Annotated in this window: 1 protein-coding gene; it reads left to right on the top strand. The window is 43.6% G+C overall.

All coding sequences use genetic code 11. The features are described 5' to 3' along the window. The first annotated feature begins 266 nt into the window (after window positions 1–266). Window positions 267–21,953: a GEVED domain-containing protein gene (locus tag CTN07_RS05355; protein ID WP_005304337.1), complete on the top strand. Its 21,687-nt coding sequence runs from the start codon at window positions 267–269 to the stop codon at window positions 21,951–21,953. Window positions 21,954–21,966 lie beyond the last annotated feature (13 nt).

Genomic DNA, 21,966 nt, shown 5'->3' with positions numbered 1-21,966 from the left:
TCCTAATTAAATAATTACCAGTAAATAATACATCAATTACCAATTATTTATTAGCAATTTAAATCATATTCTTACCCTAAGTTAGCCTCATAGTCTCATCTTTAATAATTCTCTTTCTCTCGATTCAAATAGACTTTAGGGGTGATCTCATAACTTTGTGCTGATCAATAAAATCTATGACTTTTTTTGTTTGCTTAGGAATGGACAAATTCTTGCATAACAATTTTGAGTTCATCGAATCAAACTAATGCCACCGAGGTGAGATAATGGGAAAGTTTGTACCAGTATCTTCATGCTATAAAGCTGTTTTTTCCACGGCTTTGTTATTTTCATCACTTTTGTTCTCTCAAAATACAGAGGCTCAGCAGTGTTCGCAAAGTTATGCTTCTCCAACCACGTCGGGTGGGCAATATTATTTTGATGGTGATGGTGATGGTGGTAATGGGTGGGGAACCAGAAATATTGGTGTCTACAATACCAACCTTGTCGGTGGTACGGGCTCTGGTGGGCGGATAGTTATTAGTGCCAATTGGGGCTGGAACAATGGTAATCAGTGGACTGGCCGAGGCGATTATACTGAGTCTATCACAATAAGATTGAAGGTGAATGGAACAACAGTTGCACAATTAGTTACGCCAAATGATAGCCAAAATACAGCCAATATTAGCACTCAAAATGGCGCCAGTTTTCAAAGTGGTGGTGGTAATGTTGGTGTTAACTCTTTTGATGCTTATCCTCACGGCACTCAGATTCTTCTACCTTCATGGATGACATCAATAACTAGTATTCAGATTGAAGGTACCCAGACACCGGCGACAGGGGGAAGCTCTGGTGGTGCAGGTGATGATGGTGGTATTCGTGTTAATACATCGGGGTATGCCTGTAGCTTTGAAGCGACCGATGCACCAAGCAGCTATGGCGTTGCTCGACACAATGTTGATTTAACGGGAACAAACTTACGTTTTGGCTCTAATGTTAGTTTTGAAACGAATAACAGAAACAGCACGTTAGCTAATAACGATACCTTTGATGACGGTATTACTGGTTTCCCTCAAACTGAAATTGATCCAGCAACAGGAGAGGTTACGGTAACAGCCAGTGTGTTTAATAATACTGGAGCAAGCCGCTCGTTCGTTGGTTGGATTGACTGGGATCAAGATAACTCTTTCCAAGCCGATGAAGGGATTACGATAAGTGTTCCAGCTGCGGGTTCTTCCAATTCAGACTGTACCAATACTTCAGGCTCTAATTTTACTTGTAGTGTGACTTTTACGGTTGATCCTGCCGATCGAAGTAACACCGGGTATTTCTTTTCGCGGTTTAGGATAGCTAATACCGCACTGACCACTTCAAATATTTCCACCACCGTTGATAGCGGTGAAGTGGAAGATTATCGTTTCTGTATTGGTTGCTTTGATATCAGTGGTACGGTTTATTTAGATGAAAATGGTGATAGCGATATTTCGGGCGACGGTGTTACACCAAACGAAGTGGTCGTAAGGCTTTATCGAGATGATGATGGCGATGGGGTACCAAGTGCAGGCGATACCTATTTGCAGCAAATGACAACAGCTTCTGGCGCATACTCTTTTACTGAACTACCCATTGATACCTATTTTGTTGCCACTGCTCCGCCATCAACGGGATCAGCAGTTTCTGAGCAGACTTATGCCGCCAGCGATACCTACTACAGTGCTTTTTGTGACAGTAATGGTGATGGTGCAACAGGAGATACGCCTTTAACTGCATCGGGCGCCTGTTATGGTGGTATTGATGGTGATAGAGCTGATGCAACGACAAATTCAACCACCCGAGAACATATCACCAAAGTCGAACTCTCTTTTGATTCTGAAAATCAAACTAATGTCGATTTTGGTTTTTCTTATAATGTTGTAACTAACACTAATACTTCGGCACAAGGTTCACTTCAGCAGTTTATTACCAATGCTAATACGCTTAGCGGTGCTAATGAGATGCGTTTTGTCCCTAGTGTGCCAGCTAATGATACGGATCCTGGTGCTGATTGGTGGGTCATTTCTCCAACCTCTTCTTTAACGACCATTACAGGTACAAATGGTGCGAATACAACCATTGATGGTACGGCATACAGCAATACTGATGGGGTAACCGTTGTTGATTCAAACCCGGGTAATTACAGTGAATCGCAAACAGTTGGCAGTGCTGATGGTTGTACGGTTGAGACTATTGTTGCTCTTGCTAAACCAGAATTACAAATAGATATGCCAACAGTATCAAGCCCTTACGCCTCTGAATTGCTGATTATTAATGCTGATAATACCACCGTAAGAAATCTCTCTTTAACTGGAGGATCTCTTGGTATTAATATTTATTCTGCGGGCATTACGGATACTTTAATTGAACAAAACTTAATTGGTATTGATCCTGCGGGTAATGATGATGTTATTGGTCAGGAAACCTGTGGCACTTCATCTGGTTGTGCGGGTATTGCGATTGCTAATTCAGGCAATGGTGCGTTAACGGGTGATAACGGTATTATTCGTAATAACGCCATTAAAACCGCGCATCACAATATATCTCTCAATAATTTAACAAATCAATCAAGTACGGTTAATTGGCAAGTCATTCATAACCAGTTATTAGGAAGCACATCAACAACTGCGACGCCTTATCATAATGTATATATTCGTTACGGTATTCCATCAAATCTAAATGTGCTTGGTAATCTTATGCGGGATGCGACAGGCGATGGTATTTATCAAGGTAATACCTCTAATGTCGATTTATTCCAAACCTTTACCAGCAATGATATTCAAAATGCTGATGGCGATGCAATTCACTTCCAGAGTGGTCAGTTATCCATCGTTGAATGTAATGTCCTACACAATAACGGTGATTCAGGGGTTTCGGTCGATGGTAATACCAATATTGAAGGCTACCTAATTACCAAAAATAGCTTTGATGCCAATGCGGATAACGCCATTGATTTGCACAATGCCACAACAGGCAGTGGCGTTTCGTTAAATACCGATTTATGTAACAACGATACCGGTACAGGCGCTAATAATGATTTAGCTCGACCTCAAGTTAACTATGCATTCTTAGAAGGATCAAACTTACGCCTTATCGGTGATATGTGTGCTACAGGTGACTTTACTTTTGAAATATATAAAGCCAGTGCAGGAACCGGAGATACTGGCAGTGATTCGTTAGATGCGGGTGAAGGCTTGACCTATTTAGGTTCTATAACAGCACTCTCTGGGGCCACATTTGATAGCTCTCTTGCGGTAACGGGCATAAACGTAGGTGATGAAATTACTGTTATTGCTCAGCGTACAACAACGGGTGGGTTAGGCGAACTGCAAGATACCTCCGAATTTAGCGCTAACGTATCGGTTGATATTGATAATAAAGACTGGGGTGATGCTCCTGACACCACGGTTGGTACCGGACAAGGTGATTATCAAACCTATCGGGCTAATGGTGGTGCTAACCATGTGGTGATCGATAATGATACCGATAATAATCCCGATCTGTTCTTAGGTTTGCTGGTTGATACTGATATTGATGGTCAACCAACAACGATGGCTGATGGGGATAATCTTGTTAATCTGGCTGACGAAGATGGGGTGACTGCTAATGGTACTTATGTTTTAAATCGACCAAGAGATATTGATATTACCATTGGTAAAGATCCTGATTTTGCCACCAGCAGTTTCCATTTATACGGTTGGATTGATTGGAACCAAGATGGTGATTTTGATGATGTTAACGAGCAAGTTGTCAGTGAAACTTCAGTTGCTATCGGTACTAACACCTACACAGTAACACCTCCAAGTGATGCTGTACTTGGAACGACATTTGCTCGATTCCGTCTCTGTTCTACGGGAGATTGTAACACTCCTAATGGTGCCAGTATTGATGGTGAGGTTGAAGATTATGGTGAACTGATTGTTAGTATCGATTTTGGTGATGCCCCAGATACAGGGGTAGGTATAGGAACAGGAAACTACCGTACAACCCTTGCTGATGATGGCCCAAGACACTCGACAGATAGCGATCTCTTCTTAGGAACAAATGCGACCGATACTGAAGTTGATGGACTGCAGAATACAACGGCATCTGGTGATAATGTAGATGGTGTCAATGATGAAGATGGTTTGTTAGTTCTGCCATTAACCAGTGGAGCAACTTCTTATACAACCCAAGCGACGGTTACTAATAATTCAGGAGCGGATGCATATCTTTATGCTTGGCTCGATGTGAATCGTGATGGTGAGTTTGATCGAGATGAATTTATCTCAAATGGTGCTGGCGCTGGGGGAGAAATTATTATCCCAGATGGCTCAACGGCGATTACTTCTGCTCTCATTTGGGGGACCATTACCCCGCTAACCAATAACACAACAGTTTATCTACGTACTCGTTTATCTCCAGTACAACTTACCGATGCAGTTGCTGGTGCTGTTGAAGACCCGCGCTCTTATGGTTTTGTTGATGGGGGTGAAGTAGAAGATTATGCATTGCAGGTGGCAGATCAAGATTTTGGTGATTTACCCGATACCTTTGATACGTTAGGAACAAGTGGCGGTCCTTATCACGGTTTGAGTAATGCGACAAATATCCATATTGGTAGCGCGACAATTGATACCGAAGGCGATGGTCAGCCAACTTCTGGCGCTGATGGTGATGATACAACAGGCAGTGCCGATGAAAATGCATTCTCAACCCCAACGCCAATTCTTCCTTTAGACGCAACCAGTTACTCTGTATTTGTTCCTGTTCGTAATAATACGGGAGGGGATGCTTATCTTTATGGTTGGCTAGATTGGAACCAAAATAATCAATTTGAAGCGACAGAATATGCTGTGGTTACGGTTCCAACTGGGACAACTACAACCTCGCCAATAACTTTAACATTTACTGGAATTTCAGGACAAACAGACGGCCAAGCAGCGCTTCGTTTACGTTATACCACAGCAGGTCTTGCTAATACTGATTGGGGTGGGGCTGCACCTGATGGTGAAGTAGAAGATCATTTTGTTTTAGTTGGTAGTTTTGATTTTGGTGATGCACCCGATACTGGTATAGGTGTCGCTGCAAATAATCAACGAACTTTATTGAATGATGATGGTGCACGCCACGGTGTTAACCCTCAACTCTACTTAGGTGCAGGTGTCGATGCTGAGCAGGATGCTAATACACCTGCTGTAACTAGTGATGGTGATGATCTTGCTGGTACCGATGATGAAGATGGTGTGTTATTGATTCCGCTTCACTCTAGTGCAACCTCTTATACGCTCCCTGTTACCGTTACCAATAATACTGGTAGTGATGCTTACATCTATGCTTGGATTGATTTTGACCGAACAACTGGTTTTGATCGTGATGAATTTGCAGGTGGCGGAGCAGGTACACCGATTACGATTCCAACAGGAACAACGGATGGAACCTTTAACGTCACATGGGACAGTTTCCCTGGCATTGCCGTTAATACCGATGTTTACGTTCGCATTCGCTTAACCACGGATCTGTTAACCGATTCTGTTACCGGTACAGTCGAAGATCCTCGTTCATATGGTGTTGCAACCGATGGTGAAGTGGAAGATTACTATTTACGAGTGGACACTTACGATGGTGGTGATGCGCCTGATAGTTATGACACTCTTTATACCAGTAATGGCCCTTCACACTTCCATGCTATAGCTAACTTGTATATTCGCAGCGCCACTCATGATAATAACCATGATACTGATGGGCAGCCAACAACAAATGCTGATGGCGATGATTTAGACGGTACTGATGATGAAGATGCCGATTCTTTAACTAAGATTCCACTATTGGGTGTTTCAGATACGACTTATACCTTAGGAGTGCCACTTTATAACGCAACAGGCAGCGATGCTAACTTATATGGTTGGATCGACCTTAACCAAGATGGTGATTTTGCTGATGCCGGTGAGTTTGCCGCTCTTGAAAATATTGTTAATGGTACTAATACCTTATCACAAACCGCACCAACGACGGCGTTAACATGGTCTGGAATATCAGGATTAACTCAAGGTCGTACCTTTGTTCGTATTCGTATTACTAACGATACATTGACTGCTAGCGACTGGGGTGGGATAGCGCGCAATGGTGAAGTAGAGGATCACCAAGTCTTTATTGGTGATTTTGACTTTGGTGATGCGCCTGATACTGGAAATGGTGTATCGGTTAATAACTATCGAACGACGTTTAATGATGCTGGTGCGTATCATGGTTTAAGTCCAAATCTGTATCTTGGTGTATCCGCTCCAGATACTGAAAATGATGCGAACAGTCCTGCTGTATTAGCTCTTGGTGATGATGAAGATCTCGGTGGCGATGATGAAGATGGTGCTTTTGTTGGACCTCTGCATAACTCAGTGACGACCTATACAGTACCAACAACGGTTACCAATAATACGGGAAGTGATGCCTATCTTTATGCGTGGATCGATTTAGATCGCAATGGACGATTTGACCGTGATGAATTCGCAGGTGGTGCCTCAGGAACTCCTGTGACGATTGCAACTGGGGCGACAGAAGCTGCGACTGACATTATTTGGGACAGCTTCCCTGGTATCGCAAATAACACCGATGTTTACGTTCGTATTCGTTTAACGACAGATTTGTTGACCGATTCAGCAACGGGAACCGCAGAAGATCCACGTTCATATGGCGGTGTAAGTGATGGTGAAGTAGAAGATTACTATCTTCGTGTTGATACCTATGATGGCGGTGACTTACCTGAATCGTATCAAACCAGTTATGCTAATGGCGGTCCTGCTCATTATCATACCAACGTGAATCTGTATATTCGAGATGCAACCCATGATAATGCACACGATGTCGATGGTCAGCCGAGTGCGGTAGCAAATGGTGATGATAATGATGGCGTTGATGATGAAAATGCCGATGCTCTTGTACCGTTGCCAATTCTAACCTTAACCGACACTTCTTATACCCTTGGTGTACCGCTTTATAATGGTACTGGTGTTAACGCTAATCTTTACGGTTGGTTGGATCTAAACCAAGATGGTGATTTTAATGATGCTGGTGAATTCGCTTTACTAGAAGGCATTGTTAACGGTACTAATACTTCAGCACAAACTACTCCAACTACAGAATTAACGTGGAGTGGGTTCAGTGGTCAAACAACAGGTAATATGGCGCTGCGTTTACGTTTAACCTCTGATACGTTAACGGCTAATGACTGGGGCGGTATTGCTCTAAATGGTGAAGTCGAAGATCACTATATCTATGTTGGTGATCCAGACTTTGGTGATGCACCCGATACCTCATCGGGTACAGCGGCTAATAATTATCAAACCCTGTATAACTATTTTGGTCCATACCACTTATTTGTGAGTGGATTATATATTGGATCTACGGCCCCAGATATTGATGATGGATCATTACAAGATGCGACCGCTACTGCTGATGACTTAGATGCCACAGATGATGAAGGCCCAGTAACCTTACCGCCACTATTTAATGGTATGAGTTCCTACAAGATTACAGTGCCAGTAACCAATACAACAGGCAGCGTAGCAACATTAGTGGCATGGATTGATTTTAACCGTAATGGTCAATTTGAAGATAGTGAAGGGCAAATTGCCGTAGTTCCAACAGGTTCTAGTAATACACCAGTTGAATTAGAGTGGGCATCCGTACCTGCCGTAACTAACAACACGACTTCATTTGTTCGTTTACGTTTAACGAATCGTTTAGTTGGACAAATCAGTGATATCTCCTCTCTTGGTGGTGAAGCAGGTGGTGAGGTTGAAGATCACAGTATCTTCTTTGGCTTACAAGACTTAGGTGATGCGCCAGCCAGTTATTTGGTTGATCCTCTGCTTGGTGGACCTCACCATATTATTACCAACAATACCAATCTCTATTTAGGTACCTCAACCATTGATGGCGATAGTATTGTCCTCGCGTCCAGTGATGCATTAGGTGATGACAACAATGGTAGCGATGACGAAAATGGCACCAGTCAGCCATTAACCTCCATTCCTGTTAACGGTTCAAGTCACAGTTTAGAACTCACAGTGCGTAATACTACGGGTAGTGATGCGTATCTTGCTGGTTGGATCGACAGTAACCGTAATGGCGTCTTTGATGAGATTGAAGGTCGAGTGGATGTGATACCTAGCGGCCAAAATGGAGCTTATACCTATTCCTTTGACTCCAATCAGATGCAGAATCTTTCGGTTGGCAATACCTTTATTCGTTTCCGTTTAACAACAGATCCATTAACCGTAACTGATGTGGGTGGCGGAGCATCCAATGGTGAAGTCGAAGATTTTATGATCCAAGTTGGTGGTCAAGACTTAGGTGATTTACCTGATACTTCGTCAGGCACAGCAGCTAACAATTATCAAACCAATTTAACCTTTGGTGGGCCATATCATAATGTTGCGGCTGAACCAAATCTGTATTTGGGAACCGTAGCGCCAGATATTGATGGGGCTACACCACAAAGCAGTGATGCTACTGGTGATAACACCACGGACATTAATGATGAAAATGCATTAGAAGATATCCCTCTACCCGATCTGGATGCGGGAGATACTTATGATACTCAGATTACAGTAACCAATGATTCAACTGCTACTGCGTATCTCTATGCATGGATTGATTGGGATCGTGATGGCAGCTTTGAAAGTGATGAAATCGCTCAAGCATCAATTAATAGCGGTGGACTGACTCAGGCGGTGAATAATGGGGTGATTACTATTCCAGCCAGTACGGGTACTGAAACTTATACCGTTACTTTCACTACAGATACTGCATTGGTTGATGCAAGAACTTACGGTGTACGTTTACGTTTAACTACTGAGTTATTAACGGATGGGGATGCAACAACAACCATTGATGAGCGTTCATTAGGTGCGGCGCAAGACGGTGAAGTAGAAGACTTCTTTGTTACGGCTGAAAATACCGATTTTGGTGACTTACCAGATAGTTATCTCACTTTACCAACAAGTGGTGGCCCGGCTCATTACTATGTGAGTAACCTCTACATGGGGGCGAATAATATTGATGACGATGATGAAGCTATTCCAGATGCCGCAGCACTTGGTGATGATAATACTGGTGTTGATGATGAAACTGGCCTAGTTGAGCCATTGTTGACCGTTGCAACCAGTATTACCAGCTATAGTGTTGATTTAGCAGTTTATAATTTATCGGGATCTGATGCGACATTAGTAGCTTGGTTAGACACCAACCAAGATGGCACATTCAGTGCTGATGAAGTGGTAGATGAGCTGAATGTAGTTGCGACAGGCGTACCATTTAGTAATTCAACTTTTACTTCCGATAATTTACCTACAGGTAGTAATAATCTCACCAATAAAGTAACGCTAACATGGAATGGAATCTCTGGTTTAACTCAAGGCTCTATGGGACTTCGTATCCGAGTTGCCAATACTAGCTTAACCGCCAACGATTGGGGCGGAATTGCTCAAGGTGGTGAAGTAGAAGATTACGTGGTTTTCGTTGGGCAGTTTGACTTTGGTGATGCAAGAGATACTGGTGTTGGTGTTGCTGCCAATAACTATCGTACAACCCTGAGTGATAATGGTGCGTATCATGGTATTGATAATACGATTTTGATGGGCACACTGCTTGATAGTGAAAATGATGCCAATGACCCAACAACGGCATTTGCTCAAGGCGATAATATTACAGGCAGTAACGATGAAGATGGCGCCTTTATTCCGCCACTCAATAATACCAATACCACTTACAATATCCCGGTAACTGTTAGCAATAATAGTGGCCGTACTGGATATTTGTATGCATGGATCGACTTTGACCGTAATGGCCGTTTTGATCGCGATGAATTTTTTGGTGGTAATACTGGAGAGCCTCGTGAAATCAATACAGGCAATACTAATACTACAACCAATCTAGGCTGGAACTCTTTCCCTGGCATTGCAACAGGAACGGATGTTTATATTCGTATTCGTTTCACTTCAGATTTATTGGCAGATACCCAAGTAGGCACGGCAAATGAAGATCCCCGCTCGTTTGGTGGGGCCAGTGATGGTGAAGTTGAAGATTACTATATTCGTGTTGAAACCTATGATGCAGGTGATGCGCCTGACTCTTATGACACCTTATATACCAGTGGCGGTCCTTACCATATTCACAATAATGCTAATCTCTATATTCGTGATGCTACCCACGACAATGCTCATGATGATGATGGGCAACCAACAGATGGGGCAACAGGCGATGATGCAGATGGTGTTGATGATGAAAATGCTGATGATTTAACGCCATTCCCAATCTTAGCCGTTGCTGATACCTCTTATACAGTAGGTATTCCGCTCTATAACCTAACGGGTAGTGACGCTAATTTATATGGTTGGATTGATTTTAACCAAGATGGTGATTTTGCTGATGCTGGTGAGTTTGCTGAGCTAACTGCGATTGCAACATCAACCAATACCAGTGCGCAAACGACACCCACAACAGAATTGACGTGGACAGGTATCAGTGGCTTAACCGCAGGCAGCACTTATATGCGTTTGCGTTTAACCAACTCAACGTTAACGGCAAATGACTGGGGTGGCCCGGCAGACAATGGGGAAGTAGAAGATCATGTGATCTATATCGGTGATTTAGATTTTGGTGACGCCGAAGATGGTGCCGCAGGTACTGCTACGGGGGCTGGTGATTACCGTTCTCGTATTGAAGATGATGGTCCATATCATGTGATTAACAACAATTTATATATTGGTGCAGGTGTGCCAGACAGTGAAGCCAATGCCAATCTAAGTAGCGCAATAACAACTTCTGATGGTGACGATACTACCGGTAGCGATGATGAAGATGGAGTAACGCTTCGAGCGCTTGATAATTCACCCGTACCAACTAGTTATACGGTTGCGGTAGATGTAACCAACAATACGGGGCAAGATGCTACTTTATACGGTTGGATTGATTGGGATCGTAATGGCCAGTTTGGTAGTGATGAGGTTGCTGAGCTGGTAGTACCGACAGGCACGAATGGGTCTGTTGACTTAACTTGGGATAGCTTTACCGGTATTGCAGCAGGCTTTACGTTAACCCGTTTCCGTTTGACGACCGATGAATTGGTTAATCTCAATACTGGTGCTGCCGAAGACACTCGTTCTCTATTTGGTGCCAGTGATGGTGAAGTCGAAGATCATCGAATTTATATTGGCGATCAAGACATGGGTGATGCACCTGATACCTATCAAACCTTGAGCAGTAGTGATGGTCCATTCCATGGTCGTAGTAATAGTGCTACCGTCTATTTAGGAACGGCAACTATAGATGCCGATACAGATGGTCAACCAAGCAGTGATGCTTCAGGCGATGACTTAAACGGTAGCGATGATGAAAATGGTCTACCACAACCTCTTGCTAATATTGCAACAACGGCAACCTCTTACAGTGTGACCTTGACTCTACGTAATTCTGAGCTGGCAAGTAATCCAGCCACTTTAGTTGCATGGTTGGATACCAATCAAGATGGGCAATTTAGCGCTTCAGAAGTGGTATCTGCAATTAACTATGACGGTACAGGTGATACGCCATTTAGTGTTGATAACATTCCATACTTTAATGGAAATAAGACTGCAGTATTAACTTGGAACGGTTTATCTGGTCTTACTAACGGCTCTATGGCATTGCGTATCCGTTTAAGTTATCTCACCGACCTCACGGCAAATGATTGGGCAGGGCAAGCGCTCGATGGTGAAGTAGAAGACTATATGGTCTTTGTTGGTGAGTTTGATTATGGTGATGCGCCAGATGAGGCGGCTAATGTGGGAGCGAATAATTATCGTACAACACAGTCCGATTCTGGCCCATTCCATGGTATTGATACCGATCTCTTTATAGGCACATTGCCTGATGCTGATAATGATGCTCAATCCCCAACTATTGTATTGCAAGCAACGGGTGACGATATCACTGCAACCGATGATGAAGATGGTTTAGTTTTACCGCCATTAACAACAACCCAAGGTAGTTACAGTGCCAATGCCATGGTAACTAACAATACGGGTAGTGATGCTTACATTTATGCTTGGGTCGATTTCGATGGTAATGGTCGATTTGATCGCGACGAGTTCGTTGGTAATGGTACAGCAACAGGAGGCGCGGTTATTGTTCCTACGGGGCTAACGAATAGTCCAATTGAGTTAGATTGGCTTGCAACCACAGGACTATCCGCGGGTCAGAATCGATATATGCGTGTTCGTATCACCTCTGAACTGTTAGCTGATACGGTAACTGGAACGAATGAAGATCCGCGTTCATTTGGTGGTGTATCTAATGGTGAAGTCGAAGATCATTATTTACTCAGTGATAGTGTGAGATACGATGGTGGTGATGCACCAGATTCCTATTTAGTTCGTTTTGCTGACGGTGGTCCAATTCATCCAATCAGTACAACATTGCGTCTAGGTACCGCAACCACCGACGGCGAAGATGCTGATGGTAGTTTAGATGCACAATTGGATGATATTACAGCGACTGCAGATGAAGATGGAATTACTCTTCCTATACTGGCATTAGGTGCAACCAGTTACACCTTAGATGCTGATGTGCTCAATAACACAGGAGCCGATGCAGATCTGATTGTTTGGATTGATTGGGATCGTAACGGCACATTTGATACATCTGAAGCACAAATTATTACTGCAACATCTAATGGGGTGAATACTGTTTATAACCCATCTTGGAGTGGTTTAACTCCAACGGCAGGATATTATTTCGGTCGTGCTCGTTTGATGCCGACAACTGATGGCTTAACTGGAGCAAATCCAGGCGGTGTGGCAACTACAGGTGAAGTGGAAGACTTTAGAATCGCTGTATTAACCAGTCAAGATTGGGGTGATGCACCAGATAATTACTTCACGCTAAGTACAAATAATGGTGCAAATCATGTTCCATCAACAGATCTCTATATTGGAGCCGTAGCACCAGATGCAGATGTTGATGGACAGCCAAATACAGCTGCAGACGGTGATGATAATAATGGTACGGCAGATGAAGCAACACCTGCATTCCCAGTCTTATCACCATCAATGATCAATTGGTCATACACCACAACGGTAACCAATACTTCTGGTAGTGCGGCGACGTTACATGCTTGGGTGGATCATGACTTAGATGGTGAATTCCAAGTCGATGAGTATACCAGTGTGGCCGTACCGGATGGGGTTTCCGATTTACCGATTGCGGTAGAGTGGACCAACTTATCTAACGGTGAAGGTGGTAATGTTGGTGATACTTATGTGCGTATGCGTCTAACTACTGATACGCTAACCGATAATGGCGCTACTACTGTGGATGAGCGCTCACAAGGTGGAGCAACAGATGGTGAGATAGAAGACCATTATCATAAAGTCACCTTCCATATGTTAATCCAACAAGACTCAGGAGCCATTGAATATACTCTGCCTAATGTAGCCAATAACACGGTTGCCTTGATGGAGAATAATTATGGTGCTGGTTATGTAACTTACGATATTTTGGTTCCAACCGATAATATTACGACCGATTTCACGTTACGTGATTACCAGTTTATTCTTTATCAATCAGATTTAGCAGGTGGTACAAGTCCAGATACGACTGCTGAAATTGATGCCTTACTGGATTATCGTAATCAAGGTGGTGTATTACTTTCTCTTGTTGAGGGTGACACCTTTGTCGATGCCACTACCACTCGCATTAATGCTTATATGGGGCAGCAGGTTGGCTTCCCTGGTACTTCTGCTACAGGTTTTGCCGGCTACAGTGGCCCAACAACCTTACCGCGTTTCCATCCATCTGATGGTCCAGGTGCACTGTCAACTCAAGCGACAGTTTCAACCACAGGAACCTTATCAACCATTACTGGTATTGATCATCGAAGCGTAATTTATACTCTACCAACGGTAACGGGTTCTTGTAACAACGTGGATGCTATGGCCTGGTTAATTCCATATGAGCCAACAACTACAGGAGGGTATGAGTATCCTCGTTCTCATACCGGCCCTTGGGTTGGTTCCGGTGAGCGTCAATTTTATTTCACACCAAACTATGTATCAGGCAACTTAACGCCTTACCAAGATCTGATGGATTTCGTTTATGACTACTATGAAGATCAAACCGCTTTCTTAGCTCGTAACAATTGGTTAGCTGATGATGCGAATGTAAACGGCAGTTGTTCAAATGTAGAATTAGATTTTGGTGATTTACCAGATACTGGTACAGGAATTGGTACAGGCAACTACATTACAGCTTTCCAGTTTGATGGTCCTCGTCACCAACTGGGTGCCACTATCTATATGGGAACGGCACCGGATGGTGAAACCGATGCCTATGCGACCGTTGCTGCTAATGGCGATACGGATGATGGTGTTGAAGTATTACCGCTATCTAGTACAGCAACTCAATACTCAATGCGTGTCACCACAACCAATACTACAGGCTCTGACGGTAATTTGTATGCTTGGGCTGATTGGAATCAAAATGGCGATTTAGAAGCCTCTGAAATGCAAACTGTTACGGTACCTGATGGCGAAACGGATACCGTTAAAGTTCTCACGTGGCCAATTACTTCAAGTATTACTAATGGCGATACTATTTATGTTCGCTTTAGAATCTGTAATTCAGTCACTGACTGTAGTTCGCCAATTGGTGAAGCGGCCAATGGTGAGGTTGAAGGCTATGCCATTACGGTTTCCGATAATGTCGATTTTGCCGATGCTCCAGATACCTATTTGACCCTAGCGGGCAGTGGTGGTCCGTTCCACTATGGCGATGCGACTCTATTTGTGGGTGATCAAGCCAGTGATGGTGAACCTGATGGCTTACCAAGTGCGACAGCTAATGGTGATGATGAGAATGCCTCGCCTGATGATGAAGATGGTGTCAACGTTATTTCGCCAATTAATATTAATGCGACCGATTACAGCCTAACGGTGGAAGCATCAAATACAACGGGTTCAATTGCGAACTTAATTGTGTGGATTGACTTTGATAAGAGCGGCACATTTGAAACCAGTGAAGCACAAGTGACGACAGTTCCTGATGCTACCAGTGAAGGGCAGTTTGTCTTCAACTGGACTGGGTTAAGTGGTTTAACTGCAGGGGTAACTTATGCCCGTATTCGTATCACAACAGATGCGATCACTGCCGCTTCAATTGGAGGTGTTGCTAACAATGGTGAGGTTGAAGATCACCTTATTGTGATGGGAACCTTTGACCTTGGTGATGCGCCTGATACTTATGGTACAGATAGAACCGATGCCAGTGGAGAAGGTGTAGGACCTATGCACACACCAAGTGCGACTATTTTCTTAGGTGCCGTTGCAACCGATGCTGAAGCCAATGGTTTTGTGGATGGGGTTGATGATAATGGTTTAGCGCAAGATGATGATCTAGCAGGTGTTGAAGATGAAGATGGCGTGACTATTCCTGCTTCTATCATGGCGGAACCAGGTAGTACTGAGTCGTTAACGATTCGCGTTAATACGGATGTGGATGCCACTGTATATGGTTGGTTGGACTTCAATCGTGATGGTGTCTTTGATGTAGCGACAGAAGCTGCAACGCCAGTGAGCATTACCAGTACTGATAATGGTACCGATATTTCTCTTGATTTCACCACGCCTGATAATGTTCTTGATGGTGGTAGCTACTTACGAGTTCGAATTTGTTCAACTGCGACAACTTGTTCAACTCCGCATGATGTAGCAACCGATGGTGAAGTTGAAGATCACCGTATCATTTTGGATGTGGCATATGACTATGGCGATGCACCTGAAGCTTTAGGTTACAACACACTGTTTACCAGTAATGGAGCTCGTCATCGCTTAGGCAATACGACGTTAAGCTTGGGAGCAACTATTGGTGATGGTGATACGGATGGTTTCGGAGATGGTACCGATGATAATGGCGATGCAACCGATGACGATACAACAGGGAGTGATGATGAGGATGGTATATCCGCTCCCGGCTTCTTATCTCAGGGTGCAACCGATTTCTCTCAAGATGTAATTTGTAACGATCATGATGGAACTACAGATCTTGGTGCTAACGTATATGCTTGGGTCGATTTCAATGCTGATGGTGATTTTGCTGATAGCGGTGAATTTGCGCAAGCGTCTTGTACCGATGCTGATGCAGGAACAGATGGTTCGGCATTACTCAGCTTCTCATTGATCAATACCAGTACGATTGCAACAGAAACCTATATGCGCTTGAGAATCACAACTGAAACGTTAACAGCAAGTGACTATAACGGCACCGCGGTTAATGGAGAGGTTGAAGATCATCAAATTCCTATTTTAAAAGGGCCGATTCAGCCAATTACTCCTGCTGTTGTGATTGCCCAGTGTCTCAATACAGGCAACATTGAAGGTACATCGGGTACGCCAATTGATATTACAGGAACGGTAAATACTTACTATCCAGCCACGGCAAATGCTCTAGCCGGTACCAATGTACTGACCTTAGGTACGGCGACTGGTAATACTACAGAGACTTTAAATCCTGGTGATCGAGTGATGATCATTCAGATGCAAAATGCCTCGATCGATACAACCAATACAGATAGCTATGGTAGCGGTGTCGCGGGGGGCTATGGCAGTGGTTGGATTGATTACGGTACTACAGGTCAATACGAATTTGCCACTGTTGCTAGTTTTGCTGACCCAACATTGACGCTTAGTGAAAATCTCACCAATAGCTTTACTTCTGATGGTAATAGTTCCTTCCAAGTTGTTCGTGTGCCTATGTATGAAGATGCTCGTTTAACTGGAACCATTACCGCTTCAGATTGGGATGGCTCTAGTGGTGGTATTGTCTCGATTTATGTTAATGGCACCTTAGATCTCAATGGCAATACGATCGATGTTAACGGTAAGGGCTTCCGCGGCGGTACACTCAACACAGGTAATGGTATAGCGACTGGCCTTAATTATGTAATGTCAGCGACCAATATTGATGGTGGTAAAGGTGAAGGTGTTGCCGGAACGCCAGTTAGTCTTGGTGGTCTTGGTTATAGCGATGGTGACTACGGTATCGGTGCTCCTGCTAACGCCGGCGGTGGTGGTAACTATAACTCTGGCGGTGGTGGTGGTGCCAACGTTGGACCTGGTGGTCGAGGTGGTTACTATGCTAATTCAACCAGTTTTTATCCAGGTGAGCCTGGAACGGGTATTGGACTGGCTGATCCAACACGCTTAACTCTTGGTGGCGGAGGTGGCGCAGGTCAAGAAAATAATGCAGTTGGCCGAGATGGTGCTGATGGTGGTGGTATTGTCTACATCACAGCCAATACAGTAACAGGTACTGGTACGATTAACGCTAATGGTAATACTTCGCCAAATGCGGGGGGGGATAGCCCGGGTGGTGGTGGTGCCGGTGGTTCAGTGCTTGTTTATAACAAAGATGGGGCTTCATTATCGTCGTTAACAGTGAATACGGTTGGTGGTAATGGTGCGACATCATCGGGCGGTCATGGACAGTCTGCTGGTGGTGGTGGTGGTGCTGCAATCTTTAATAGCTCAGGCGCCTCAGCCAATGTTAGTGGGGGTAATGCAAGTTGTACAGGGTCGTTACTTTGTGGTGATGCTGGTGGTGATGGGCAAGTGATTAACTCTTCAACGCTACCAACAGAACCTGCAGTATGTAGTTTCGAACTATCTGGTTTTGTCTTTGATGACAGCAGCACAGCTCCAACTGTAAATGGAATTAAAGATGTTGGTGAAGCTGGATTAGGTATTGCGGTTCCAGTGATTGCTTATAACGCCACGACTAATGAGTGTTTTGTGGCAACCGCAGATGCAACAACCGGTGCATATTCAATGACAATACCAGGCGGCAGTTATGAGGTATATGAAGCAGCCCTTGAGACTGATCTTGTTAACCCAACATGCCCTCCAACAATTGGTACATTAGATCCGAGTTCTGGCGGTTATGTGGGGGCTACGATTGGCGATCCTGCTAATGTTCATTCAAGTTCACCAAATGTACAGACTGTTTCGTTAACCGCTGATGTTAGTGATGTGAATTTTGCTGACTTTACTATTACAACATTCCCTACCTGTAGTAGTGACGGGTATTTGTTACGAAATTCTCCAACTGATATTACGAGTATCAATCTTGCTATGGGTACAGTGACACCGCTATATGATGATGTCCTTCCAAGTGCAACTGGCGTGTTTGGTGGTACAGGTTATAACTTCATTACTAACACCTTGATTGGCGATAATATTCGAAACAAAGATACTGTTTTGATGGTTGATGGTGCTGGTTCAGCGTTCGTGCTGCCAATTACAGGTAGCACAATGACAATTGATAATTATAACAGCGGTGATATTGATGATAACGGTGTTCTACTGCTAATTAACAGTGGTGGTACAAGTATGTATCGTATTGATGTTAATCCAAATAGCAGTACGTATTTACAGCAAATAGGTGAAGTAACTGTTTCTGCTCCAACCATGGCTGATATGGCCATTAACCCAATAGATAATATGCTATATACCTTAACGCCAACGGGATCATTGGTTAAGTTTGATCCTGTAACCGGAGCTCGAACTAACTTAGGGTACGTTGGTATTAATGGTGAAACAGGAACAGGATGGGGGGCTGTATACTTTGATGATCAAGGTTTCTTCTATGCATCTCAAAATCCAAATCCAGGCCGCATAGTTCGAATTGATATTTCAGATCCAAGCTTGCCATCAGGTAGTTATAGTGCGGTGAATTTCACTCAAATGAATGCGTCTACCAGTCAAAATGATGGTGCTCGCTGTCGCTTTGCGCCATTACCATTAGATTTTGGTGACGCGCCAGAAACAGCTGGTTATCCAACAACATTGGTAAATAATGGTCCTCGTCATTTGACTGAAGAAACTGGACTATATATAGGTGCAGTTGCGGCGGATAATGAAAACGATGGTCAGCCCGATGCCGATTATGCTGGTGATGATAATGTGGGTACAGCCCCTGATGATGAAGATGTATTAAGTGCTCTTATTACTGCCGATGTATCAAGCTCAACAGTGACGCAAACTGTGCCAGTGGTAAACACTACAGGCAGTGATGCATACTTATCTGGTTGGATCGACTTTGATAACAGTGGTTCATTTGATACTGATGAAAGTGCATGGGTAATAGTACCAAATGGTGCAACATCAGCGACATTAACTTGGAATAATGTAGGAACAACAGGACCAAATATTAGTAATAGTGTGGTTGGTTATCGTCTGCGCCTAAGTTCTGAGTTTAATACGGGAACTAGTACGCCTCTTGATTCAGATGGGGATGGGGCTCCAGATCCAATTGGCCCTGCTCCTGATGGGGAAATCGAAGATTATCGTGTGCTTGTTTCGAGCCTAAATGGTGATAATACCTGTGATATTGTTATCGAAACCAAAGGCGATAATGTCAGTGGTTATGATTTTGCCGAATTTGATCCAACCACAAATCCAGCTCAGCTCAATAATATTGTGAGTCCAATTACGGTAAACGGTTATCCAAATGCAGAAAACTATAATGCTGTTGGCTTTAACCGTCTCAATGGTCTGTTCTATGGATTGTTTATTGATGGTAGTAGTGCCGATGACAATATTATGCTGTTTGTTACAGATCGCGATGGTACTGAGTTTGTCTCTCTTGGCACAATTAGAGCCGATGGTTCACAAACGTTGACTCATTCTGCTAATGGATCAGCAACCTTCAATAATAATCAAATATTCTCTCGTACAGGCAGTGGCACTAATATTGCGTTTCCTGTTAGAGGTGATGTATCTCCTGATGGTCAATATCTCTATGTGATGAATGGTAATTGGGACTCACTTGTTCGTATTGATTTAAATACCCAGACCTTTACCACGATTACATTATCTTCAACTCCAACTATTGGTGGCGACTTCTCCTTCAGCTCGAATGATGGCATGTTATATGGCATTGACTTGCCTGGAGGTAACTTTGTCCAGATTAACCCAACAACTGGCGCTGTAACAACAAATCCTGTTAACTTTAATGGTTTGTTACCTGTTGCCAATACTGGTGTAGCAGGCTCAGGTGGTACCGTTATGGATGATGGCATTATGCTTTATGCCTTTGCGAATGGTGGTGATCACGACACTGATGGTGATAATGCACATGATCTGATTGATAAGACTGCAGTGTATCAACTTAATGTGATTACTGGCGAGTTGATGTTTGTAACCGAAGGTATTGATGTGTCGATTCAAGGCAATGATGCCGCTGGTTGTTACTACGCACGAGACTACGGTGATGCTCCTGTCTCTTACGGTGATGCTTTCCATAATTATTCTGATACCGGTAATGATGGAGATCCAGCCCTAGATGGTGACCAAGACCTCACATTAGGTGCTAATTGGGATAGCGAGTTTGTTAGCCAGTTCTCTGCCGATGCTACAGGTGATGACATTCAAGCCTCTGATGATGAAGATGGCGTGACGTTACCAGCAAGCATTACGGTTGCAACGTCAACACCAGTTACCGTTTCGGTTCCACAAGCAACGGGCTTCTTGAATGTATTTATTGATCTCAATGGTGATGGTGATTTTGCTGATGTGGGTGAATTGATTATTGAAGACCAAGTGATCAGTGCCACTTCAACCAACCTTGATTTTAATTTGGATGCAGGCCTGACCGCAGGTTACAACGGTGATACCTTTGCTCGCTTCCGCCTATGTAGTACGGCAACAACCTGTAATACACCAACAGGTGAAGCGCAGGATGGTGAGGTTGAAGATTATCAATTTGAACTTATTAATCAAATTGTACTAAGTGGCTTTGTCTTTGAAGATAATGGAGTGGGAGGTGCAACAGCAGCCCATGATGGCGTCTTTGATGGCAGTGAAGAAGGTATTGGTAATGTGGTGGTTCGAGCTATCTATAATGGAACGGGGGCTGGTGGGTATGCTACTGGTGATGTAGTTGCGACAACAATAACATCTGGTGATGGTGGTTACTTGCTTGTTGTTCCAGTTTCACTTGCTGATGAAGATCTTATCTTGGAAGTGGTGAAACAAGCAGACTGGATTGATATTAGTGAATCAGATGTTTCGGCACTTACTCAAATAACCAACAGCAGTGTTGTTGATAGTCAAATGTTGGTTAACGCCGCTGCTGGTGATTATTTGACTGGCTTGAACTTTGGTAAGGTTAAAGAGCCTCGCATGGAGCCAGATAACTTTACTGAGACTGAGCCTGGTAAAGGGGTTTTCTTTAGCCATAAATTCACCTCTGAAACTGCCGGTAGCGTTAACTTTACTGTGATGAATATTTCCGCAGAGCCTGCTAATGATGGTTGGAGTGCCATACTCTACCAAGACAATGATTGTAATGGTGTTATAGATGGTGCTGATAGCCAGATTGTTAATCCAGTTGCGGTAAGTGGTGACAGCAGTATTTGTCTTATCAGCAAAGTCTTTGTACCAGCTGATGCGCCATTAAATGCTCTATATCACTATGATATTCAAGCGGATATGACGTTTGATGATAGTGCTGCTACGGGTCACGGAATTACTCGACAGGTAGTAGATACAGATACTGTTCGTGCCACCTTTGCTGGTGCGGGTGAGTTGAAACTCAATAAGACAGTTGAAAATATCACTCAAGGTACGGGAGTAACGACCAGCAACCAAGGCCGTCCAGGTGAAGTGCTTGAGTATACTGTTGAATTTACCAATGTGGGTAGTGGGCCAATCACTGAAGTGACGGTATTTGATACTACACCTGAATACACAGAGTTGAACCAAGCAATTGATTGTACGTCAGGTAGTTTGCCAGCTAGTTTAACCTGTAGTGAGCAAACACCACATGGTACCAATGGAGCTGGTTATCAAGGCGAAGTTCGTTGGGAAATGACAGGAGCACTTAATCCTGGCGAAAGCGGAACCGTCGTGTATCAAGTGATCATTAAATAAAAAAAATATATAA

The sequence above is a fragment of the Photobacterium damselae genome, assembly GCF_003026815.1.
GTDB lineage: Bacteria > Pseudomonadota > Gammaproteobacteria > Enterobacterales > Vibrionaceae > Photobacterium > Photobacterium damselae.
This window is presented reverse-complemented; position numbering and strand designations above follow the sequence as displayed.

Bases quoted from the DNA above. Each gene is read 5' to 3' on its own strand.
- CTN07_RS05355 (WP_005304337.1), top strand. From the start codon at position 267: ATGGGAAAGTTTGTACCAGTATCTTCATGCTATAAAGCTGTTTTTTCC.